This is a genomic window from Idiomarina solivarensis (assembly GCF_033052755.1).
GTDB lineage: Bacteria > Pseudomonadota > Gammaproteobacteria > Enterobacterales > Alteromonadaceae > Idiomarina.
This window is the reverse complement of the sequence record NZ_JAVFHZ010000007.1, coordinates 74,043-97,103: the sequence shown is the minus strand read 5'-3', so window position 1 is coordinate 97,103 and position 23,061 is coordinate 74,043. Positions and strand designations below refer to the sequence as shown.

Here is a 23,061-nt window from a genome sequence, read left to right as displayed (position 1 = left end):
CTGCTGTGGTAGTATGTCTGTATTGAATAATTAGCCTTAACTGCGAGCATAATGTGAGTGTTTTTCCTGATCTCTGTGCAATAAAACTGGATAGTCAGGCTTCCGCTATTGAGCTATTTGGCCTCTGTCAGCATGAAAATTATGCTTTACTGCTGGATTCTGCTGCGCAAACCCACGAAAACAGTGCCTACGATATCATCTTCCGGGACCCCGAACTGGTATTGAGTTGTAAAGCCGGCCAACTGTCCGTGTCGGCAAAAAGTCACCTAAAGCTGCCCCCGGCACCAACGTCATCCGCAAAACTTTGTGAGTTTGCCGAGCAGTTGAACCAACTAGCAGGAAATTATACCGGTCCTTCGGAGCTTCCTTTTCAGGGTGGTTTTGCCGGTGCAGTGGGTTACGATCACGGTCGCTCGCTGGAAGTCATTCCTGAGTGTAATGTGGATACCTACCAGTCGCCCGATGCCGTGTTAGCCTATTATAGTCAGGCGCTTATTATTGACCGAAAAAACCAGACAGTATGGTTACTAGCTCCCACTCATCAACGCGATGAGTTAATGACATTTTGGAGCCAGCCAACCACAACAAAAGAGCAGGAACCGTTTCAGTTAACCAGCGACTGGCAGAGCAATATGAACAAGCAACAGTACACTGAAAAATTTCACGCAGTGCAACATTATCTGCTCGCCGGTGACGCTTATCAGATTAATTTAGCGCAACGGCATTCCGCTCGTTATCAAGGCAGCGATTGGCAGGCCTACCTGAAGCTCCGCGAGGCCAATTCAGCGCCCTTTTCAGCCTTTATGCGGTTGCCCCGAAGTACTTTTCTCAGTCTCTCGCCGGAGCGTTTTCTACTGACTGACGCCGATGGGCGGGTCGAGACGAAACCAATTAAGGGAACTCGCCCCCGTTTTAATGACATAAAACGTGATAAGGCTAGTCAGCAGGCGCTACTAAGCTCAGAAAAAGATCGCGCAGAAAACTTGATGATTGTGGACTTGCTACGTAACGACTTAAGCAAAAACTGCCAGCCCAACAGCATCAAAACGCCAAGCTTATTTGCCATAGAAAGCTTTCCGGCAGTGCATCACCTTGTTTCAACCGTTATAGGTCAATTACAACCCGGCCGCACAGCACTGAGCCTGTTTAACGGCGCCTTCCCGGGCGGCTCTATTACGGGCGCGCCAAAAATTCGCGCTATGCAGATTATAGAGGAGCTGGAGCCACACCGACGCAACATCTACTGCGGCAGTATTGGCTATTTTTCTCAACACGGTCGTAGCGACACCAGCATCACCATTCGAACGCTACTTGCCGAAAACGGACAACTTTATTGCTGGGCCGGCGGTGGCCTGGTAGCTGATTCCGCCGTCGACGACGAGTATCAGGAAACCAAAGATAAAGTATCTCGCATATTGCCGGTGTTAACGCCATGAGCATTAATAACCGTGCTGATTTCATTCGTCGTTTTAGCCTGCATCCGTCACCACCGGTGCAGCGAAGAATTGATGAGCCTTTGCGAAAACGCCTACGCCCCGCTGCGGTACTAATTCCGATTGTCGAGCGTCCACATGGACTCTCATTAATACTGACCCGGCGCTCCAGCAAATTACGTAAACACGCTGGCCAAATCAGTTTCCCGGGCGGGCGATTCGACCAAACTGATACCGATCTACTGGATACCGCTTTGCGCGAAACAGAAGAAGAAATCGGTCTGCCCCGCAGCCAGGTAGAGGTTATCGGGCGCTTACACGACTACCCTGTTTTATCCTACTTTATGATTCGCCCCTACGTCGCGTTTGTGTCACCACGGCAACCACTTGTTGCAGAGGAGAGCGAAGTCGCTGAGATTTTTGAAGTGCCGCTGGCCGATATTCTCGATCACAGTAACCACTACGTTTACCGTATTCGTAAATTCATTTATGACCGCGTGTATTTCATTCCCTGGCAGCACCGAAATATTTGGGGCGCGACGGCAGGTATTTTGCGTGAGCTGTCTGAACAGCTTCAGCCCGATGGAAAAAATCACTTCAAACCACTGAACTGACCACTTATTTTCGCTTAAAACTTGCTTCCCCCCACATGAATCGTGCGACAATACTATAATAATTAGAACGAGCACGCGCGACAGGCGAGGATAAGTATGATCAGCGTTTTTGATATCTACAAAATTGGTATTGGTCCATCCAGTTCTCATACGGTAGGACCGATGCGTGCTGCCTATGACTTTTTGCAAGCAGCAAAAGAAGCAGGCCATTTAACGAAAGCAAACGGTGTGAAAGTGGAACTGTTTGGTTCGTTGGGGCAAACCGGTAAAGGACACGGCACCGGTAAAGCGGTTATTCTGGGGTTAGCTGGCGAGTCACCGGAAACCGTCGACACTGACACGGTCGAAGATTTCCTGGAGCAAACCCGGAAAACCGAAAAGTTAAATTTACTCGGTGAGCACGAAGTCGACTTTCCTAGTGAAGGCGCTATTACGTTTCATCGTCGTAAGACCATGCCCAAACATGCCAATGCGATGGAACTTAAGTTGTTAAACAATGGTGAGGTTATTTACAGCGACCTGTATTACTCCATTGGCGGTGGCTTCATTGTGCGCGACGAAGACTTTGACGAGACTCTGGAAGAAGCCATTGAGCAATCGGCAAAACCGATTCCCTACCCGTTTGACAGTGCAGCTGACCTTCTGGCTCATTGCAAAGAACACGGTCTGCGAATGAGTTCGTTAATGATGGCGAACGAAAAAGTGTTCCGCAGCGAAGATGATATTCGCGCTGGTTTGATGAAGATTTGGCGCACCATGCAGGAAAGCATCAACAACGGTATTACTACCGAAGGTATTCTTCCGGGGGGACTGAAAGTGCGTCGCCGTGCCTCGTCCCTGTATCACCGCCTGAAAAAGGAAAAATCAGGCGATGCGATGCAAGTGATGGACTGGGTCGACCTTTATGCTTTAGCGGTCAACGAAGAAAATGCTGCTGGAGGCCGCATAGTAACGGCTCCAACGAACGGTGCTGCCGGCATTATACCAGCCGTAATGAGCTATGCTGACCGATTCATCGAAACCTTCGACGAAGACGCCGTTGTGCGATTCCTGCTCACATCGGCGGCTATCGGTATTCTTTATAAGAAAAATGCTTCTATTTCCGGCGCTGAAGTTGGTTGTCAGGGCGAAGTGGGTGTTGCCTGTTCAATGGCTGCCGGTGCCTTAGCGGAGTTCATGGGCGGTGACCCTTCCACCGTTGAAAACGCTGCAGAAATTGGTATGGAGCATAACTTGGGATTAACCTGCGACCCGGTCGGCGGCTTAGTACAGGTGCCTTGTATTGAGCGCAATGCCATGGGCTCGGTTAAGGCCATCAATGCCGCTCGCTTAGCTATGCGCGGTGATGGTGATCACAAAGTCTCGCTGGATAAAGTGATTAAAACCATGTGGGATACCGGCAATGACATGAAAACGAAATACAAAGAAACCGCTCGTGGCGGTCTGGCAGTCAATATTATTGAGTGCTAATTGGTTGCTGCCGGTGTTTAACGCATCGGCAGCGAGCAATTCTCAAACAACCGGTCAATTTCTTCCTGATTTTTCAATTGCGTTGCTTTTTGGACCTGGTCTCGAGTTAAATGCGGTGCAAAGTTCTCTATGAAGTCGTACATGTAAGTCCGTAAGAAAGTGCCCCTCCGAAAACCTATTTTGGTTGTGCTATGCGCAAAGAGGTGTTCAGCTGGGATGGCAACCAAGTCTGTATCTTCTTTAGGATCATAGGCCATGCTGGCTAACACACCAATGCCAAGACCCATTCTGACATAGGTTTTAATTACGTCAGCATCCGTTGCCGTAAAGACAATTTTGGGTTCATGTCCAGCTTCGGCAAACGCTTTGTCGAGCTCTGAGCGCCCGGTAAAACCGTGCACATAAGTCACCAGCGGAAACTGAGCAATCTCACCAATGGTGATTTTACTTAACTGCGTTAATGGATGCGACTTGGGCACCACAATGGAACGGTTCCAGTGGTAACAAGGCAGCATAATCAGGTCGTGGTATAAATGTAACGCCTCGGTAGCAATAGCAAAGTCTGCTCGCCCTTTCGCAGCCGCTTCACTAATTTGTTCCGGTGAGCCCTGGTGCATATGCAGTGACACTTTCGGGTACTGTTTAATAAACCGCTCTATAACGGTAGGCAAAGCATAGCGCGCTTGAGTATGAGTTGTCGCAATGTTGAGTTTGCCCTGATCGGGCAAGGTGTGTTCCGCTGCAACCGTTTTTATCGACTGAACGTTATCCAACACCTGTTGGGCAACTGCAATGATATCTTTACCCGCAGGAGTGATATGAGTTAGATGCTTGCCGGTTCGACCAAATATCTGAACGCCCAACTCATCTTCCAGCATCCTTACCTGCTTGCTGATACCTGGCTGCGATGTGAATAAGCTTTCAGCCGTAGCAGAAACATTCAGGTTATGATTCATTACTTCAACAATGTAGCGTAATTGCTGTAATTTCATTGAGGAACATGCCACTCTAATTGCGAAATGTGATATAAGAAAATACTATAATAATCTTAATAACTATGACAAATATAAAAAGCTGTCGCCATTATCATTTTGTCGATACTGTAGGAGTTGTCCTTTATGACCAAGTCCACATTTGATTTTTCAACGGTACTGGCCTCTTCGGTACACGATATGAAAAATTCATTGTGCTTACTGATTCAGATGATAGAAGAGGTATCAGAACAGGTCACAGACAGCAGTGCAACAGAAAAAATGGCGAAAGTCCATTACGAAGCACAGCGTATTAATTCCAATTTAATGCAGATGTTGACCCTTTATCGTGAGAATAACGATGCACTGCCATTAAATATCGATCAGCATCACCTGGATGAACTCGTTGAAGAACTCCTGCTAAATAATGAGCTCTATCTTGAGCAACGTGGTATCACAGTGACGACTGAAATTGACGAAACAGCTACAGGCTGGTTCGACAGGGATCTCATTTTTCATTTACTCAACGACATCATCATTAATGCAATGCGCTATACCGCCGATAAACTCTTTATTAAAGTTGAGGTAACCGAGAACGCTGAATGTTGCATCACAGTCCATGATAACGGCGATGGTTTTCCCGCAAGTATGTTGGAAAACGCAGTGATGCCAATACAACAGTTAAATGTTCAACAAGCACGTACGGGGCTCGGACTCTACTTCGCGCAACTGATTGCCGACGTACATGAGCGAAATGATAAAAAAGGTTTTATCGAACTAAAAAATAATGGACACTTAGGTGGTGGTGTTTTCTCTTTAACATTACCCTGAGAACAATAATAACCTAATGAGCGTAATATGATTTACACCATTGTTATCGCACTGATTATACTACTAATAATACTGGCAATTGTGGTCGGTGCGGTGCAACAGCATAAGCAGCGCCTGGAACTTGAGCGTCGTAAGAAAATGGCGCGTTTACGCAGTTCTCTCGAGCAGATTGAAGATCTTATTCACATGTCCAGCTTCTTTCCTATCGGGAAATCGATGTTGGCCGTGCTGAACAGTCGAGCCCTGGAAGTGCTTAAAAACATGAACAGCGTCTCTCCATCAAAAGATTATCAGGCACGAATACAGGATTATGAAGAGCGTATACAAAGTGTTGATCGCAATGATACGTCTCTTATTAGTGAAGACTTCGAAATTCCCCAAAACAACAAACAAATTATTGCAATGATAAACGGCCTTAAGCGCTTGCGCTCAACCTTGCGAAATGAACACTCTCGCGGACGAGTCGACAGCAATGTCTTTAGTGTCGAAGATCAGCGTTTGACTAAGTTGCAGTTGAAAATCAGTATTGAAACGCTAATACGTCGCGGCCGTCATGCTTACGAAAGTCAGATGCTAGGGTCAGCCCGTCAGTACTATGAAAAGGCGTTACGTACTATAGAGGACCAAAACTTTAGCGATGATTACACAACTTCTCGTCAGGAATCCATTAAGCAAGCGTTAGACACCATTGCCCAAGAGCTCAAAGACGCGCACGCACGCGATAAAGCAAAACATAAGAAAGAAGACGATTTAGAAGAATTATTTCAACCGAAGAAAAAGTGGTAAATAGCATGTCAGACTGGAAAGACCAACTCAGCCAAGTGGTTTATTCGACTGATTCAGGCCGCGTTGACCCGGAGCCTGAGCCAGAAGAAGTTCCAGAAGGCGACGGTATCGTTCGCCTTCGTCGAGAGACAAAAGGTCGAAAAGGTAAAGGGGTCACCATAGTCACCGGGCTTGATAAACCACAAGCACAGCTAAAAGCGATAGCCAAAAAGCTGAAACAACATTGTGGTGTCGGAGGGTCGGTCAAAGGCTATGAAATAGAGTTACAAGGTGACCAACGAGACAGCATTGAAGGCTTTCTAAAAAAAGAAGGTTACACCGTTAAGCAGGCGGGTGGCTGAGGTCGTATTCAATATACAAGCGGCGGCCCTCATCGCGCCATTCAACGTGATTTGAGAAGTTTCGTATTAGCTGCAAACCTCGCCCAAAAGTTAATAAATCATCATCCATTGAACTTTCCTGACACTCAGTAAAGCCGTTTTCGCTATTCGAGGAAATGCTGAATGACAGTAAATTTTCGCTCGGCTGATATTCAATATCAATTTCTATTTCGACATCTTTCAGCTCAGCCAAACGCTCTTCCCGAGCACGATAGTATTCGTCAAAGCCTTGGCCAGTCTGCTTTATTTCTGAGTTTAGCTGAAGAACACTGTGTTCCAAGGTGTTATTAAACGCTTCAGCCAACAACAAATATAATGTCGTTTTATGAGCTCGAATTCCCTCCAGGTGACTTAATGAATCCACTAACTTAATAATGGGATCACGCCCCTTAATCTCATCCTCTTTTAAATAAACAAATAGCCTAAATGGCAGGTGAGTCACATTCGTACCTGGCCGGCTTACTGGCAAATCAATGTCACAGCAGTCCAGACACACAAGAGATATGTCATCCAGTTGCACCTGATTTTGCTGGAACCTCTGTAGTGCTCCAACCAAGCCTTCAAAGTCATGATCACAAGCATAACGCAAAAGCAAAGCTTCAAAACCCTGCTCTGATAACCTTTCATCAGCCTTATTTGTCATTTCCACCACACCGTCGGTATAGGTTATTAGACGGCTGTTTGCTTCAACAAAACAGTGGCTGACCTGGCTACTGAACTCTTCAGGGGGCAATATCCCCAAAGCCATATGCTCAGGCACCAATCTCTTCTCAACTTGCCCTGCTTCGTTAATCAACAGAGCATCGGGAATTCCGCCATTCCAATAAGTTAACCGCTCTCCATTAGCTGATAATTCGGCAACAAATGCAGCACAGAACATGTCATCAGGCAACAGTTTGACCAGTTTCCGGTTGAACTCTTCAACCATGTTCGCTATTGAAAGACCTTTTTCCGCTAAATCGAAAAACGTTTGAGAAACCGGTAAAGCCCCCGTAGCAGGCGCCAGCCCATGTCCGGTAAAATCACCGACAAACAAATAAAAGTTACCTAACGGCCCCGCTTTAGATAAAACAAGGTCACCGTTAAATTCACTGGCAGGTGCCAGATAGGTTTTTAAAAAGGCGTATTCAGTTTCGTTTTCCTGCAGGGCATTGGCAAGCATATGGCTAACAACATTCTGCTCGCGTTCCATACGATTTGAGTGATACGCCAACGCTTCGTTTTTTCCTTTCAAAGAATGGCTCAACTCCCGAACTCGGGCATGCGCATTCAGTTTCGCTTGTAACACAACCGGCTCAAAAGGTACGCTAATGAAATCATCCCCGCCCGCTTCCAGACACTTCAGCAGAGTTTCCTGATCATCCAATGCCGTGATGAACAGAATGGGCAAATGAACGTCGCCACTCAACGCTTTTAAGCATGGAGCGGTTTCGAAGCCATCCATAACGGGCATCATGACATCCAGAAGCACTACATCCGGGGCCAGAGTGGTGAAAATATCAATGGCTTCAACACCATTTGAAGCACAAGTTACCTGATGACCGAAACGTTTTATTAGCCCGCTCAGCATCACCTGATTCGTTGGCTGATCATTAACGATCAATACCTTCATTACGAGATAACAAACATCTTATCAAACCGCGATATATCGAGAATACGGCGAACATCAGGTTTCGCATTCACTAGCTGAATGCCTTTCACACTGCTACCTAATGATTTACGCATATTAAGCAGCATACCCAAGGCTGAACTGTCTAAATAATCGGTTTCCCTCAAGTCAATAATAACCGTGGGGTGTGAATCACCAATATGGCTGTATGCCTGGCGAAACTCTTGCACCAGACTAAAATCAAATTTGCCTTTTATCGCAATGATTAACTGTTTTCCATCATTTGAAAAATCACGACTAACGCTCATACTCACTCCTTTTTTTAATGAGCTTAACACAGATTTTCTGATTGAGTTTATCTCCTGAATACCCTACTCTTTCCCTCACAATAAATCCTAGTTATTTAATTCTGGCCTAATTATGGCAATAGCCTTCGACGAACTCCGTATTCTGCTCATCGAACCATCCGATGTGCAACGAAAAGTCATAACTCAACACCTAAACCAGGCAGGCATTCAGCATATCCGTGGCGCCTCCACCATTGCTGAAGCCAAAGAAGAAATACTTCGGTGGCAACCCGATATTGTCACGAGTGCAATGTACTTTTCTGACGGAACCGCGCATGAACTTATCCAGTTTATTAACGCCAAAGAGTTAAAAGATACGCTACATTTTATGCTCGTATCCTCCGAACACCGGGCAGACCAACTTGAGCAATTCAAACAAGCTGGCATTATTGCCATTCTACCAAAACCTTTCACCCCAGATCAGCTGCAACGGGCAATTACGGCCACCATGGACATGATGGAGCCGGAATTGCTTCAGCTTGAACTCTACGACATAGAAGATTTAAGAGTCTTAATTGTCGACGACAGCATGACCTCAAGACACGTGCTAAGACGTGTTTTCGAGAACCTGGGGGTCGAAAGCTTTATTGAAGCCGAAAATGGACAACAAGCCATTGATATTTTAGCTGAACATCAATTTGATTTGATTGTTACTGACTTCCATATGCCACAAGTTAACGGCAGTGAGCTCACAAAGTACATTCGCAATAGTTCGGCCCATGCCCACACACCGGTATTAATGGTTACTGCCCGTGCAAATGAACCTCAGCTAGCCAATGTGAAGCAAAGCGGTGTTGATGCACTAACGGATAAACCCTTCGAGCCGGCAACGCTAAGAGCCCTTATCGCCCGTTTATTAAACAGCTAATATTGACTTTTTAAAGAGAAAAGCCCCTGCCAGTTTAACTGACAGGGGCTTCATATCTTCGTTTTCAGTGTAACGGCTGACTACTCAGCCGGCTTCTGCCGATATTTGTCATAGAGCTCAGTATGACGGCTGCCTAAACTGACTTTACGGCCGTCAATATAAAGGTGCGTTATCTTTTGCCCTATCGGATCAAGTAAATCCCCCTCAGATATACTAAGAGAGGCACTTTTGCCCACTTCAAGTGAACCCAGGCTATCGGCTACCCCCATAATCTCTGCAGGCTTTAAAGTAATAGCGGCCAGTGCCTGTTGTTGATCCAACCCGAAAGCGACCGCGTTTCCGGCAGCGAAAGGTAAGTTACGAACATCCCAGTACCCGGGATAAGAGATAGCAAAGTTAACCCCGGCTTCCGCCAGACGAGCCGGCGAAGAAAAGTCTTGATCATAACCTTCATCGTCACGGGCCGGCAGTCCGTATGGTGAGCCGAAAACAACCGGTATCTGCAGCTCAGCTAATTTATCAGCAATACGCCAGGCGTCTCTTGCTCCCATCAGAACCAACTCAAAACCATACTCCTGGCTAGTCGCAATGGCCTGCTCTAGCTGGCGTTTGTCGTTAGCATGCACATACAGCTTCTTGCGGCCATCAAACAAACCAGCCATGGCTTCCCAACGCTGATCAACATTAATAGAGAGATCCGCCTGCTTAGCATCGTAATAAGCTTTTGCGTCCTCAAAAACGTCCATCAATTGCTGATGAGCTTCTTTGTTTGCCTTTTTCTGTTCCTCAGGCGAACGACGTTCCCACCAAGTATTAACCACATAAGTACGAGGCCAGGAAACATGCACACCCAACTCTCCGGAAACCAGAGCGTCCTGATAATTCCACCCATCCAGGTGCATTAAAGAAGACTGCCCGGCCACCAGGGACCCTTCAGGAGCCACCTGCGCATGCGTAATACCGTGGTTGCGCACCGTCGGAATAATCTCTGAGTCAGCATTAAAAGCGATATGCGCGGCCACTTCAGGATGGACATCGCCGACTTCTCGCGTATCGCGTGTAGCCCGTACCGCTTCAATTTCATTCAGACCAATAGTGGTATCCATGGCAATAACTCCCGGATACACATGACGCCCGGAGATATCAATGATTTCCGCCCCATCCGGAATGCTGACATCTCGGCCGATAGCCGTAATTTTTCCGTTTTCGAAGACCAAGTCTGAATCGGTCAATACTCCATTGGCAACGGTGTGTAAGGTTCCGCCCTGAAGCACTATTGGTTGTTCCTGTTTATCACCGGGCACCTGATCGTGTGCCATTGCACTGTTAAGCGTTAACGTACTCACTAATGCGGCACTAACGGCTGTAAGTAGTTTATTCATTAGTGTTGTCCTCCGTGCTGATGGCCTTTACCGGTGAAATGATCTAACCAAAAGTCATGCTCAGTATCACAGTGCCAGGTCGGTTGCTCTGGTTTATAACCGTCTGTAGCACCTTGTTTGGCTTCTTCTCCGGCTGCCAGGACTTTCTGAATGAGCGCATTTTTTTCTTCTTTTACTGCTTGCTGATGTTGCTTATCTAAGTCACGGTCAAAGAACTTACGACCATTGATCCAGGTTTGCTCCACGCGTGCATAGGCACTTAAGGGGTAATGACTCCATAACGCAAAGTCAGCATGCTTTCCTTCTTCCACAGAACCGACATATTCATCAACTTTTAACTGCTTCGCTGGATTAATTGTGATCATTTTCAACGCTTCGTGCGGATCCATATCACAATAAAGCACCGACTTAGCAGCTTCCGTGTTGAGGCGACGTTGTAAGTCATTACTGTCGGAGTTAATACTGGTTAGGACCCCGCGCTCTTTCATCAGACAAGCGTTATGAGGAATGGCGTCATAAACTTCAAATTTATAAGCCCACCAATCGGCAAACGTTGAGCCACTGGCACCGTGCGCGGCCATTTCATCGGCTACTTTGTAGCCTTCCAGAATGTGCGTAAAAGTATCCAGAGTGAAACCGAAATCTTCGGCAACTTCCATCAACATCAAAATCTCTGATGCGACATAAGAATGTGCATGCACAAAACGTTCACTGTTCAACACTTCTAATAAGGTTTCCAGACGATAATCAGGTCGCGGAGCTGCTACCTTACTTCGCTCCGCGCGGCTCATGCGTTCATACGCCTGCTTTCTTTGCTGATACTCTAAAGCAGCCTGAAAGCCATCACGCATGATGGTTTCAACCCCCAAGCGAGTTTGTGGGTAACGAACCGTCATGTTGTCGCCCCAGTTACTCTGCTTAACGTTTTCTCCCAAAGCAAACTTGATGGACTCAGGTGCTGCATCAAACTTCATGATGTTCGCTTCAGCGCCCCATCTCAGCTTAATCACCTGTGCCTGCCCACCTATAGGGTTAGCAGAGCCGTGAAGCAACTGTGCCATGGTAGTGCCGCCAGCTAATGAACGATAAATATGAATGTCATCCGGGTTAACCACATCCCCAATTCTGACTTCTGAGGTAATAGCTTCTGAGCCTTCGTTAACACCGCCTTCGATAGCAATATGAGAATGTTCATCAATAATGCCGGGAGTGAGATGCATACCCGCGCCATCAATTTCTATCACGCCGGAAGAAACTGACAAATTATCACCGATTTCGGCAAACTCACCGTCTCTAACCAGTACGTCAGTGTCCTCCAGAATGCCCTCGTCACTGGCCGTCCAAACGGTAACGTTGCGAATAACAACATCTTGTCGCTCCGGCAATCCGTTCAGACCAAAGGCTACATTAGGAAATGTAAGATCGCTAACATACTCAACTTCAGCTTTCTCCTGCGCTTCATCCGTCGGCTTTTCGGTTGTCTTGGTTTGTGCTTGTAACATCAGCTCGTTACCTTCCGGTGAAACGGCCGTGACTGCAAAGGTCCCTTTTGCTTCAGGTTCCAATTTAAAGCGCCAACTACCCGCCGGCTCCAGCTCCAAATCTGTCACAAAAGATAAAGACTCAGTATCAGACTCTACATGGCGCAACGCACTTGTTTTCTCGCCAACTTTGACTTCACCTGTAAGCTGGGCTCCAGGTTTAATGTCAACGACAACTTCTTGTCCATTCCAGTCAATACGGTAATTACCGACGAAATCGACCTTATCGCGTGATACCAGCTGCTTTTCTTCACCCTGCAACCAAACGGACTGAATAGTGCCGTCAGCAAACAAATCGCCTTTTACCATGATAAAGTCGGCCATGTAACCTTGGGCCAGCTTTCCGGCTTTGTCTTCAACGCCGGCAATTTGCGCCGGAATAGTTGTCAGTGAAGCTAATGCTTTTTCTTCGCTCAAGCCATGCTTTACTGCCTTACGTAAATTTGGCCAAAAGCTTTCAGCCTTCTCCAGGTCGTGCAAGGTCAGAGCAAAGTCGACGCCAGCTTGTGCAAGTACACCGGGGTTAGATGGTGCACGTTCCCAATGGCGCAAATCAGCTAAATCAACATCGAGGTGTCCGTCAACGCCTGCTACATCCGGTGCTGCGGGGAAATCAAGGGGCACAATTAACGTGCTTGCAGCCTCTTTAACTGCATTCAACCGAGCGTATTCATAGCCGGAGGCAACGTACACAGCGGGTACGTTGAACTGATCAAAAACGTCATCAGCACGCAGTAAAGATTTCTCGTTGTTAACGTTAAAAACAATTCCGGTCTTTTCGATATCCGTTAATGAATCCAGTGCGGCATTAAACTCAACCGGCTGATCATAGGCCTGCTTCCCGTATGCGGTTTCGTACCAGTCAGCATCCGATAACGTCTGCCTAACCAAAGCGATGCTGCCCATCAGTGATGAGGGGTACTGTTGCTGCGAAGAGCCTTTATCAAATGAACCAAACTGCTTTGCTTCGCTTTGATAAATAACGTCGTTAGCAATCTTATCGGCTAACGATACCGTTACCGCCTGTCCCTGAAAAACGCCATCTAAATTAGCGGATTGGACGCTGGTAAAGCCTTGCGAAATCCATTTATTTGCATCATCAGAGTTAGTCTTAAACTCACTAAACCAGCGTTTCTGAGAGTGAATTGCATCATTTGCTGCGTTACCACCTTCCCGCTCGTTATTATATATAGGCATATGCGACGGCGTCTGCTCATTACTGACCTTTATACCGTAGCTGCTATAGGGGTCTATAAAACCTGGATAAATAGTATAGCCGGTTCCGTCAATAACACGGGCTCCGGCGGGCGCACGATTGTTCCGCTCTATCGACTGAATTAAACCGTCCTCAATAACCAGCGTTGCGTTAGTAAAAGACTTCCCTGGCTCAGTAATAATCGTTGCATTCTGAATTGCCGTCAGACTTGGCGTGTTATTTCGCATCCCATTCGTACGGGAGGTCTGATCAGCGGCAACCGAAGCGGACAGCATTGACGTTATCGCTAACGTCATAGCACTGAGCTGATGCACTTTTTTCATGAATTGTTCCCCATTTTGACTTATTTTTTAGCCTGGCTATCCCATAACACAAGTTACTTTGTTATACATAGAGGTGACAAGCATTAACCGACAGATCGTGTATTATTAACGATCAGTGAATCTATAAAACGGAGTGTTTTCGATGAAAAAACAATTATTAACAATAGCTATGGCGGGTTTAATCGGGCTTTCATTTAATGTAACAGCCGACGAGACTGCATTTAATACCGCCGAGAAGGCAGTCGAGTATCGCCAGAAAGCGCTCTCGGTTATGAAGGAAAACTTTGCTGCCATGGCCGGTATGGTAAAAGGCGAAGTCGAATACAATGCTGATTTTTTTCAGCGCCGTGCTAATGATTTTGAAAAAATGTCAGGCATTCCATGGGCTGGATTTGCCGTTGAAGGCGCGATGCCTAGCGACAACTCTGATGCTTTAAGTGAAATTTGGGACAATTGGGAAGACTTCCAGCAACGGGCCAATGATTTGCAAGAATACGCCGCTAAATTGGCAGAAGTCAGCCAGGAAGGTTCCCTCGACGCGATTAAACCAGTGTTTATGAACACCGCAGAAACCTGTAAAGGCTGCCACGATAACTACAAAGACTAATCCAGCAACAACATCAAGATTAACCACACAGCAATCGCCAGAATAAAGCCCTGCCAGCCGGGTTTTAGATTTGGTGCTTGCTGGTGCGTTATGCGATAGCCATGGATCATTGAAGCAGTGAGTGGTGTGCCTTTTACACGATAAAAGAGCACCGCCAGGATATGAACCGAAATAACAATTAATATGACGTCAAATTGAGTCTTATGCCAACTCGTCACGGCGTCCTGTCCGTCGGAAGATAATAAACTTGAGAGCGGACCGGAAAATAGAATGCCATCCGTCGAAAACAAGCCCGTAACAACCTGACTTAAAAGCAAACCCAGCATCACAATAACCGACCAGCCACCTGCCGTACTGTGCGTATTTTCAGGCTCATAGTCTCCCTTGAGGAGTTTACGGAGATGGCCCGGAATAGCCGCGGGCGATTTCAAGAACTGTTTGAAACGCGCATTCTCGCTACCAAAAATTCCCCAGCCAATTCTGACAATAAGCAAAGCAAACAGCGCAATACCGATATCTTTATGCAGCTCCATGCGCCCATTTTCCACAGTCCACCATAGCCCTCCTAAGAGGATAATCAGTAAGCCATGGAATAAGCGGATAAAGCTATCCCAAATCTTTATCGAATTTCCTTTCTGATTCATATTGTTAGCTCCAAATAACTGGGAATATAGAAAGCTAGGTGCTAGGGTATAATTAATTTTTATGAATGGGTAGTGTGACTATGCGCAAAGTTCTTATTGCTGATGATGATTTTATCAGTCTTGAAGTATTGAAAGCGATGCTGACCAATTTCGATATTGAGTTATTGACGGCGATGAACGGACAAGAAGCCTTAGAGCAGGCAGAGCAGCGTCCGGAACTCATCTTTTTAGACTATGAGATGCCGGACATGTCAGGCGCCGAAGTTTGCCGCCAATTAAGACAGAGTGAAAAGCACAAAAAGACGCCAATCATTGCTATCACCAGCCACCAAAGTGCGAGTGAAATGAGCGCTTGTCGAGAAGCAGGTATGGATGCAACATTACATAAACCAGTTTCGCCAGAGGCACTCAGTGAGTTAATGTCTGAATATCTACAATAGTCACTGTGTTACCCGCTACTGATTTCGAAATCTTTGGTCATCTGCCAACTGCACCAAAGATTCGCTTTCTTGCAAGAATTGACTAGAAAAATCACCGAAATATTGACTAACTTCGTTGAAAAGACGTATAAAACCCGCTTTATCGCCATTTTCCATATCATCAATAATCGACGAAAATCGCTGCAAATAGCGTCTTATGGATGCAAATTGATTTTTGTTCGCCGCAATAATATCCGCATAAAGCTCAGCATTTTGGGCAAACAACCGGCCTATCATCATGAGCTCCATTCGGTAAATTGGTGAACTTAATTCCAACAGTTTCTTTATATCAACCTGTTCACTGGCTAGATGAACACCATAAGCGAAGGTGCTCAAATGGCGCATTGCCTGGATCCAACCCATTGCATCGTCATGTTTAGCAGCGCTCACCTCGTGCAAATGTGCTCCCCAGTTTATAAATTGATCCAATAACCACTGGTATTGTTCAGATTTACGGCCATGAGTAACCACAATCAACTGCTTTGCTAAATTTTGTACCGAGGGTCCGAACATAGGGTGTAACCCCACCACCGGTCCTTCATGTTGTTCCATCATCGCATTTAAGGGAGCGGCTTTAATACTGGTCACATCCGCCAGGACACAGTCCTCCGCTAAAGGAGGTAGCTGCTTAATGAGTTCCACCGTTTTATTGACCGGTACACTCATTAAAACTAACTGTGCCTTGTTTAACGCCTCTTTCGTTGGCCAATTATCTTCTTTATCAACGGTAATGACTGAATATCCGGTTTGTCGCAACTGACTTACCAGACGCGCACCAAGAGCCCCTTCGCCACCAAAAACAAAAACAGGGCGCTCCAGCTGACACGATGTGGCTGCCGCCTGAGAGGTCTGTGTTCGATAGGACTCGCGAATAATTCGGCGCACAACGTCTTCAATCAAATCTTCTGATAATCCAGCTGTTTTCGCTTTTGTTCTACGCGCTTTAATTAGAGAACGCTCTCTTTCCGGCACGTAGAGCGGTTGTTTCAAAGAACGCTTAACCTCGCCTACTTCCGCAGTTAATTCTGCTCGCCGGGCTATTATCTCAATTAACTCGTTATCGGTCGCATCAATAGCATCACGCAATTCTGCTAATCGTTTATCCGGATCCTGATTCATGAGCAGTGACTCTTTTCCTCGTTAATAGCTTGAATAACACGATGATAGGCCTTCTGGACTTTTTGCATTTTAGCGACACTTCCCCCTTTATCCGGGTGGTATTTATGCACTAACTTGCGATATTGTCTTTTTATAACTGCACGGCTTACCGGAGGCTCAACTTCCATCTGTTGCCATGCTTCCTTTACAGGCATATCAATGCCCGCCTTTGATGAAGAATGCCCCATACGGTGCCAAAAATCATCTAACATTGACTCAACATCGGCTCCGGATGTCGTACTGAGTTGATTTAAATCCAAATAGTAGTCTTCCAACGGATCTTTTTCTGCTAATGCTGATACGCCCGCATGCCAAGGCTGACATTCAATATTCAATGTATGAATAAAAAGTTCATACTTGCGCTGTTCCCGCCACCGTTTTCGCAATTTATAAAGACTATGAAACAGCAAAAAGTGGGTCTGAAACAAGGTAAGAGGATCCCGCAGAGCTTCTTTGTCAAAGAACTCATAAGGTTGCCCCTGCAAAGACTCTATCAGCTCATGCTCAGTCCAGTGATGCTGAGCATCCAGGTTTTCCGATAAAATCTGGGTTAATATTTCGATATCTTCTTCCATGCTAAGACACTATCAAAAAACCCAGCACAAGGCTGGGTTTTTCTTTGCTATTTCGTTTGTTTGCTAAAAGCTTAAGAAAGCTTCTCGCGGATACGTGCAGACTTACCAGAACGCTCACGCAAGTAGTACAGTTTCGCGCGACGAACCGCACCACGACGTTTGACTTTAATGTTGTCAACTAATGGGCTGTGCGTTTGGAAAGTACGCTCTACGCCTTCACCGTTCGATACTTTACGTACAGTGAACGCTGAATGCAGACCGCGGTTACGAACACGGATAACAACACCTTCAAACGCCTGAAGACGTTCGCGGTTACCCTCTTTTACTTTTACATTTACAACAACAGTGTCACCTGGTGCAAACTCAGGTAAATCTTGTTTCATCTGCTCTTCTTCAAGAGCCTTAATGATGTTTTGGCTAACTTTTGCCATCTTTATATCTCCTATCCTAGGTAAACTGTCCGCTATCCGCCGGATGATTGTTGTTCGATAAACGCTTTCAACAATGCTTCCTGCTCGTCAGTCAGAGCTAGGCTATGAATTAACTCTGGTCGTTGCAGCCAGGTTTTACCCAAAGACTGCTGTAAACGCCAGCGACGTATCTTTTCATGATCACCGCTTAATAACACCGGCGGTACTTGCTGCTCATTATAAGTTTCTGGTCGAGTATAGTGAGGGCAATCCAGTAAACCGCTGGCAAAAGAATCTTCTGCTGCAGAATCCTGATGTCCCAACACACCGGGAATTAAACGTGAAACCGCGTCAATTAGTACCATTGCTGGTAACTCACCACCGCTTAATACGTAATCCCCTATCGACCATTCTGCATCAATGTATTGCTCAATAACGCGTTCATCAATGCCTTCATAACGGCCAGCAATCAAAATCATTCGATCATTGGTGGAGAGCTGCTGCACTCCGCTATGATCAAGTTTTTGCCCTTGTGGTGACAAATAGATAGCAGGAGTATCCTCACCGAGGTTTTCTTTTGCTGCGTTGATAGCATCCACAAGTGGCTGCACCATCATCAGCATACCCGGACCACCGCCATAGGGTCTGTCATCAACAGTCCTGTGGCGATCATGAGTGAAATCACGAGGATTCCAAACACTCACTGTCAGCAAACCATCCTTTATTGCTCTGCCAGTCACACCGTAATCGGTGACTGCCTCAAACATTTCTGGAAACAAACTGATGACACCAACCTGCAATGGTCTGCTCATCAAAAGTCCGACGGCCACTCAACCTGTATACGTCTTTCTTCCTTATCAACGTTAGTGACATACTCACTTTGTATGAAAGGGATTAAACGTTCAGATTTCCCGAATCCGTCGTTGCTGTTTGCTTTTACGACCAACACATCGTTTGATGCGGTGGGCATAATTTGTTCAACCACACCCATATCATAGCCGTCAGTATTCACTACACGCATACCAATAAGGTCGCGCCAGTAGAACTCATCATCAGCTAATGTCGGTAACTCATCTGCAGTAATGCAAATATCCGCGCCGGTAAGACCTGCAGCCTTATCACGATCGGATATGCCTTCTAACCTAGCGATGAGTCCATTGTTGTGGTGTCGCCACTCAACAACCTTTACTTCACGCTCAGTTTTCTGGCTGAGTAACCAAGGGCTGTATTCAAATATCGACTCTGGGTCATCAGTAAATGACTGCACTTTCAACCAGCCTTTAACGCCATACACCGCACCAAGACGGCCAACGACGATTTGCTCTGATTGCTGCATCAACTCACCTACCCGAATCTATCAGTGCTTACGCCGCAGCGCTTGCATCTTTAACTAATTTAGCAACACGCTCAGATAACTGTGCGCCTTTGCTTACCCAGTGCTCAACACGGTCAACATCAACACGAAGTTTTTCTTCCTGACCACGAGCTACAGGGTTAAAAAATCCTACTTTCTCAATGAAACGACCGTCGCGAGCATTGCGACTGTCAGCAACTACCATCTGGTAGAAGGGGCGTTTTTTCGCGCCACCACGTTGTAAACGAATGGTTACCATTGCGTTCCTCAATATAACTGTTTTGTAAATGTAAAAAATAGCAAAGCCCTCCGACAAAGTCGGAAGGCTCCGCAATTCTACTGATTTTTACTGCAAATGCAAGCTTGACGCGCTTTTTCCTAACGTCCGGGGAACATTCCTGGAGGCATCTTTCCACCCATGCCGCGCATCATTTTCTGCATGCCGCCACCTTTCATTTTTTTCATCATTTTTTGCATCTGGGTAAATTGTTTAAGCAGCTTGTTCACATCCTGAACTTGCGTGCCCGACCCCGTTGCAATGCGTCGCTTTCGTGAGCCTTTTATGACATCAGGACGAAGTCGCTCTTTCGGAGTCATCGAATTAATAATGGCTTCCATACGCATGGTCATTTTATCGTCCATCTGACCTTTCATTTGTTCCGTCATTTTACCCATGCCGGGCATTTTGGTCATTAATCCCATCATGCCGCCCATTTCGCGCATTTGCACTAACTGGTCACGAAAGTCCTCCAGCGAAAACTGGCCTTTTTTCATGACTTTCTTAGCCACTTTTTCGGCTTTTTCTTTATCGACTTTCTGCTCAACTTCCTCAATCAGAGAAAGCATGTCGCCCATGCCAAGGATTCTGGATGCGACACGGTCTGGGTGAAACGGCTCCAGTGCATCATTTTTCTCACCCACACCAAGAAATTTTATCGGCTTACCCGTTATGTGACGAATAGATAATGCCGCACCACCACGAGCATCACCGTCAGTTTTCGTCAGAATCACACCCGTCAGCGGTAGAGCTTCACTGAATGCTTTCGCCGTATTCGCCGCATCCTGACCGGTCATTGCATCAACCACGAAAAGCGTTTCAATCGGGTTAATAGCCGAGTGCAGCTGCTGAATTTCCTGCATCATGTCTTCGTCAATAGCCAGGCGGCCTGCCGTATCCACTAGTACTACATCGACAAACTGCTTACGCGCTTGTGCAATTGCAGCATTCGCAATATCAACGGGCTTTTGATCGGTTGACGATGGGAAAAACTCTACGCCAACCTGCTCGGCAAGCGTTTCCAGCTGTTTAATTGCCGCCGGACGGTAAACATCTGCACTGACGACCATCACTTTCTTCTTCTGGCGCTCAGTTAAATATTTCGCCAGTTTGCCCACGCTGGTGGTTTTACCGGCACCTTGCAGACCAGCCATTAAAATAACGGCTGGGGGCTGTGTATTTAGCTGCAATGGAGCATTGGCCTCGCCCATTGCCGCTTCCAGCTCAGACTGGACAATTTTTACAAACACCTGGCCCGGAGTGAGGCTTTTATTCACCTCTGTGCCAACCGCACGCTCTTTGACTTTGCCGATAAAATCTTTGACCACGGGCAGAGCAACATCGGCCTCTAGTAAGGCCATACGAACTTCGCGCAAGGTTTCTTTAATATTGTCTTCGGTCAACCGGCCGCGGCCGCCAATAGAATGTAGCGTTTGCGACAAACGTTCCGATAAATTCTCAAACATGTCGATCGTCTCTTATATTGCGATTTTTGACGGTAATAGTAATGAGGGCAGTATATCTGATTTGCAAGAAAGTTTCGCCCCGTAAGTATTGGGTTTAACTGACTGACATCGTATACTCATGACTACGAACAACAGGAATCAGGGAATTCGAGCGCGTGATGCTCTCTATATTGTTGCTAATCAGCTTATTGGGTTATAGCGCCAGCGCTTTTGTTATTCTGCAAAATATACTAAAAGACAAAGCGCTTCATTCAGCATATCAAGTGATACCGGCCACATTGGCTGTGATTGCGCATGGCTGGCTTATTCTGTATCAACTTTCCTACGATCATTTTAACCATATTAATATTTCTTCCAGCTTAGCTATTGTTGCGTTTTTAATTGCTACCCTTACGCTTTTGAAAAACAATCAAGCCAGTAATTTGTTTTTGAAGCCGGTTATCTATCTATTTGCGGCCTTAACGACTTTACTATTGGTATTCACCCCGGTTGACTGGGGCAACAATATCAGCACTGGTCATGGACTCGTATTTCACATCACTTTGTCGCTGGTTGCTTATGGCATTTTGGCCTTAGCTACCTTATACGCCCTGCAGACCAGTTACCTAAATCGAGTACTAAAAAACCGCAAAGGTCACGCACTGTTAGATAAGTTGCCTCCTTTGATGACGGTAGAAAAGTATTTCTTTAACTTGCTGGTACTCGGCACCTTTGTCCTGTTTCTGGCACTTGGTTCAGGTTTTATATTCCTGGACGATATGTTTGCGCAACAGCAAGCGCATAAAACAATTTTGACAAGTGTTGCAGCACTTATTTATTTATTAGCCATTGTTCTGCACAGAGTTTCGGGCCTTCGCGGTCGCCTGCTGGTCATTCTTACGGTTATCGCCAGTACGCTATTAACATTAGGGTACTTTGGAAGTCGTTTCGTTAAAGATTTTCTCTTAAGCTGAATCGCACTTGACTTCGCTGCTGAGAACTCTACATTGTCACACTCATCGTTTAATTAAGGAATAACGCGTTGGACGAGATATCGACGAGCCTGTTGCTCGTGATTTTAGCCGTACTCTTATTTTTATCTGCATACTTTTCTGGCTCCGAAACCGGCATGATGTCAATCAACCGGTATCGACTACGTCATTTAGTACAAAATAATCACCCGGGTGCCAAACGTGTCCAGTACCTACTCGATCGCCCTGATCGCTTGATAGGCCTGATTCTTATCGGCAACAATCTGGTCAACATCGGCGCATCCGCAATCGCAACCATTCTTTGCTTGCGCTGGTTCGGTGATGCAGGAATCGTTATAGCCACTTTTGGCTTAACCTTAATTATCCTGATTTTTTCTGAAGTAACACCAAAGACGATTGCCGCATTACACCCGGAACGTATCTCATTTCCCAGTTCATTAATCTTGCTTCCGTTACTAAAGGTTATGTACCCGGTTGTTATTGGCATGAACTTCATCACCAACTCTTTTATGCGCTTATTAGGCGTGAATCCAAAACAGTCACAGATGGCTGACGCTTTGAGTTCAGATGAATTACGTACAGTCGTTAACGAAGCAGGAAACCTTATCCCTACGTCGCACCAAGAGATGCTGGTCAGTATTTTGGATCTTGAAAAAGTCACGGTTGAAGACGTTATGGTTCCCCGGAATGAAATTGTCGGCATTGATATTAGTGACGACTGGAAATCTATTGTGAAGCAATTATCAAACGGCCAGCACACGCGCGTATTGCTTTACCGTAACGAGATAGATGACGCGATTGGCTTCCTGCACGCGCGCGATGTCATGCGCCTAATGAGCAAAAATCAATTTACTGCGGATAAGTCCATATTAGTCCGCGCCGCTCGCGACAGCTATTTTATTCCTGAAGGCACCCCACTCAACGTTCAGCTACTTAAATTTCAGCGCCGTAAAGAAAGAATTGGCCTGGTAGTCGACGAGTACGGTGACATTCAGGGGCTGGTTACCCTTGAAGATATTCTGGAAGAAATTGTTGGCGATTTTACCACTTCTATGGCTCCGGCTCCCAGTGAGTCCGTTACCGCAGAAACCGATGGCAGCTTCCTGGTTGAAGGCTCAGCGAACTTACGTGAACTGAATAAAGAAATGGAGTGGGAATTTCCCACCGATGGCCCGAAAACCCTTAGTGGCCTTATTATTGAGCAGTTTGGTGACATTCCTGATGCAAGATTGTCCTTACGCTTAGGGGGATATCCCGTGGAACTCGTCGAGATTGGTGACACTATGATCAAGCAAGTGAGAGTTTTACCTCGACTTTATCAAAAGCCTAAAGGTCAGTCTGATGACTGA

At 46.2% G+C, this 23,061-nt stretch carries 24 protein-coding genes; 11 read left to right on the top strand and 13 right to left on the bottom strand.

Features of this window, described 5'->3' with window-relative positions; all coding sequences use genetic code 11:
* Window positions 1-53: 53 nt before the first annotated feature.
* The 3 genes from pabB to RBK99_RS12000 all read left to right on the top strand — a co-directional run bounded on the left by pabB (window position 54) and on the right by RBK99_RS12000 (window position 3,517).
* A complete protein-coding gene (pabB, locus tag RBK99_RS12010; protein WP_317504839.1) occupies window positions 54-1,436 on the top strand; it encodes an aminodeoxychorismate synthase component I in 1,383 nt (460 codons plus the stop codon).
* Window positions 1,433-2,047, top strand: a complete 615-nt coding sequence (locus RBK99_RS12005) for a CoA pyrophosphatase (RefSeq protein WP_317504838.1) — start codon at window positions 1,433-1,435, stop codon at window positions 2,045-2,047. Before pabB ends, RBK99_RS12005 begins: the two co-directional genes overlap by 4 nt.
* A 96-nt stretch (window positions 2,048-2,143) precedes the next feature.
* A complete protein-coding gene (locus RBK99_RS12000) occupies window positions 2,144-3,517 on the top strand; it encodes an L-serine ammonia-lyase (RefSeq protein WP_317504837.1) in 1,374 nt (457 codons plus the stop codon).
* Between the two features lie 17 nt (window positions 3,518-3,534).
* Here RBK99_RS12000 and cysB read toward each other — a convergent pair whose 3' ends face one another.
* Window positions 3,535-4,509, bottom strand: a complete 975-nt coding sequence (cysB, locus tag RBK99_RS11995) for an HTH-type transcriptional regulator CysB (protein WP_317504836.1) — start codon at window positions 4,507-4,509, stop codon at window positions 3,535-3,537.
* 126 nt (window positions 4,510-4,635) lie between these two features.
* On the opposite strand from cysB, the gene RBK99_RS11990 reads away from it, so the two are divergent.
* The 3 genes from RBK99_RS11990 to yciH are packed head-to-tail and all read left to right on the top strand — an operon-like array spanning window position 4,636 to window position 6,446.
* Window positions 4,636-5,319 (top strand): sensor histidine kinase, encoded by a 684-nt coding sequence (locus RBK99_RS11990; RefSeq protein ID WP_317504835.1) that lies wholly within the window; start codon window positions 4,636-4,638, stop codon window positions 5,317-5,319.
* Window positions 5,320-5,346: 27 nt separating this feature from the next.
* Entirely contained in the window at window positions 5,347-6,105 is a 759-nt protein-coding gene (locus RBK99_RS11985) for a hypothetical protein (protein WP_317504834.1), read from the top strand.
* 5 nt (window positions 6,106-6,110) lie between these two features.
* Window positions 6,111-6,446 (top strand): stress response translation initiation inhibitor YciH, encoded by a 336-nt coding sequence (gene yciH / locus RBK99_RS11980; RefSeq protein ID WP_317504833.1) that lies wholly within the window; start codon window positions 6,111-6,113, stop codon window positions 6,444-6,446.
* On the opposite strand, the gene RBK99_RS11975 is transcribed toward yciH, so the two are convergent.
* Entirely contained in the window at window positions 6,427-8,097 is a 1,671-nt protein-coding gene (locus RBK99_RS11975) for a SpoIIE family protein phosphatase (protein WP_317504832.1), read from the bottom strand. The two genes, yciH and RBK99_RS11975, sit on opposite strands and share 20 nt — an antisense overlap.
* Window positions 8,097-8,402, bottom strand: a complete 306-nt coding sequence (locus tag RBK99_RS11970; RefSeq protein ID WP_317504831.1) for an STAS domain-containing protein — start codon at window positions 8,400-8,402, stop codon at window positions 8,097-8,099. Before RBK99_RS11970 ends, RBK99_RS11975 begins: the two co-directional genes overlap by 1 nt.
* A gap of 112 nt (window positions 8,403-8,514) precedes the next feature.
* Here RBK99_RS11970 and RBK99_RS11965 point away from each other — a divergent pair, with 112 nt between their 5' ends.
* A complete protein-coding gene (locus RBK99_RS11965) occupies window positions 8,515-9,309 on the top strand; it encodes a response regulator (RefSeq protein WP_317504830.1) in 795 nt (264 codons plus the stop codon).
* Between the two features lie 80 nt (window positions 9,310-9,389).
* On the opposite strand, the gene RBK99_RS11960 is transcribed toward RBK99_RS11965, so the two are convergent.
* Window positions 9,390-10,691 carry an amidohydrolase family protein gene (locus RBK99_RS11960; protein WP_317504829.1) on the bottom strand — a complete coding sequence of 434 codons (1,302 nt, stop codon included), beginning with the start codon at window positions 10,689-10,691 and terminating at the stop codon, window positions 9,390-9,392.
* Complete coding sequence (locus RBK99_RS11955) at window positions 10,691-13,771, bottom strand: amidohydrolase family protein (RefSeq protein ID WP_317504828.1); 3,081 nt, start codon at window positions 13,769-13,771, stop codon at window positions 10,691-10,693. Before RBK99_RS11955 ends, RBK99_RS11960 begins: the two co-directional genes overlap by 1 nt.
* Before the next feature lie 142 nt (window positions 13,772-13,913).
* Here RBK99_RS11955 and RBK99_RS11950 point away from each other — a divergent pair, with 142 nt between their 5' ends.
* Window positions 13,914-14,378: a c-type cytochrome gene (locus RBK99_RS11950; RefSeq protein ID WP_317504827.1), complete on the top strand. Its 465-nt coding sequence runs from the start codon at window positions 13,914-13,916 to the stop codon at window positions 14,376-14,378.
* On the opposite strand, the gene RBK99_RS11945 is transcribed toward RBK99_RS11950, so the two are convergent.
* The gene (locus RBK99_RS11945; protein ID WP_317504826.1) at window positions 14,375-15,022 is read right to left on the bottom strand and encodes a cytochrome b/b6 domain-containing protein; all 648 of its coding nucleotides are present in this window, start codon (window positions 15,020-15,022) and stop codon (window positions 14,375-14,377) included. The two genes, RBK99_RS11950 and RBK99_RS11945, sit on opposite strands and share 4 nt — an antisense overlap.
* Window positions 15,023-15,102: 80 nt before the next feature.
* On the opposite strand from RBK99_RS11945, the gene RBK99_RS11940 reads away from it, so the two are divergent.
* Complete coding sequence (locus RBK99_RS11940; protein WP_317504825.1) at window positions 15,103-15,462, top strand: response regulator; 360 nt, start codon at window positions 15,103-15,105, stop codon at window positions 15,460-15,462.
* 15 nt (window positions 15,463-15,477) lie between these two features.
* Here the strand turns inward: RBK99_RS11940 and tyrA are convergent, their stop codons facing one another.
* The 7 genes from tyrA to ffh form a co-directional block, all read right to left on the bottom strand.
* Complete coding sequence (gene tyrA / locus RBK99_RS11935) at window positions 15,478-16,620, bottom strand: bifunctional chorismate mutase/prephenate dehydrogenase (protein WP_317504824.1); 1,143 nt, start codon at window positions 16,618-16,620, stop codon at window positions 15,478-15,480.
* Complete coding sequence (locus tag RBK99_RS11930; protein WP_317504823.1) at window positions 16,617-17,234, bottom strand: DNA-J related domain-containing protein; 618 nt, start codon at window positions 17,232-17,234, stop codon at window positions 16,617-16,619. The genes tyrA and RBK99_RS11930 overlap by 4 nt, the downstream gene beginning before the upstream one ends.
* A gap of 71 nt (window positions 17,235-17,305) precedes the next feature.
* Complete coding sequence (rplS, locus tag RBK99_RS11925) at window positions 17,306-17,665, bottom strand: 50S ribosomal protein L19 (RefSeq protein WP_317504822.1); 360 nt, start codon at window positions 17,663-17,665, stop codon at window positions 17,306-17,308.
* Between the two features lie 32 nt (window positions 17,666-17,697).
* Window positions 17,698-18,444: a tRNA (guanosine(37)-N1)-methyltransferase TrmD gene (trmD, locus tag RBK99_RS11920; protein WP_317504854.1), complete on the bottom strand. Its 747-nt coding sequence runs from the start codon at window positions 18,442-18,444 to the stop codon at window positions 17,698-17,700.
* A gap of 11 nt (window positions 18,445-18,455) precedes the next feature.
* Window positions 18,456-18,980 (bottom strand): ribosome maturation factor RimM, encoded by a 525-nt coding sequence (gene rimM, locus RBK99_RS11915; RefSeq protein ID WP_317504821.1) that lies wholly within the window; start codon window positions 18,978-18,980, stop codon window positions 18,456-18,458.
* Window positions 18,981-19,008: 28 nt separating this feature from the next.
* Window positions 19,009-19,257: a 30S ribosomal protein S16 gene (gene rpsP / locus RBK99_RS11910; RefSeq protein WP_317504820.1), complete on the bottom strand. Its 249-nt coding sequence runs from the start codon at window positions 19,255-19,257 to the stop codon at window positions 19,009-19,011.
* Window positions 19,258-19,376: 119 nt separating this feature from the next.
* Window positions 19,377-20,741, bottom strand: a complete 1,365-nt coding sequence (ffh, locus tag RBK99_RS11905; RefSeq protein ID WP_317504819.1) for a signal recognition particle protein — start codon at window positions 20,739-20,741, stop codon at window positions 19,377-19,379.
* 158 nt (window positions 20,742-20,899) lie between these two features.
* On the opposite strand from ffh, the gene RBK99_RS11900 reads away from it, so the two are divergent.
* Complete coding sequence (locus RBK99_RS11900) at window positions 20,900-21,694, top strand: cytochrome C assembly family protein (RefSeq protein WP_317504853.1); 795 nt, start codon at window positions 20,900-20,902, stop codon at window positions 21,692-21,694.
* Window positions 21,695-21,762: 68 nt separating this feature from the next.
* Window positions 21,763-23,061, top strand: a complete 1,299-nt coding sequence (locus tag RBK99_RS11895) for an HlyC/CorC family transporter (RefSeq protein ID WP_317504818.1) — start codon at window positions 21,763-21,765, stop codon at window positions 23,059-23,061.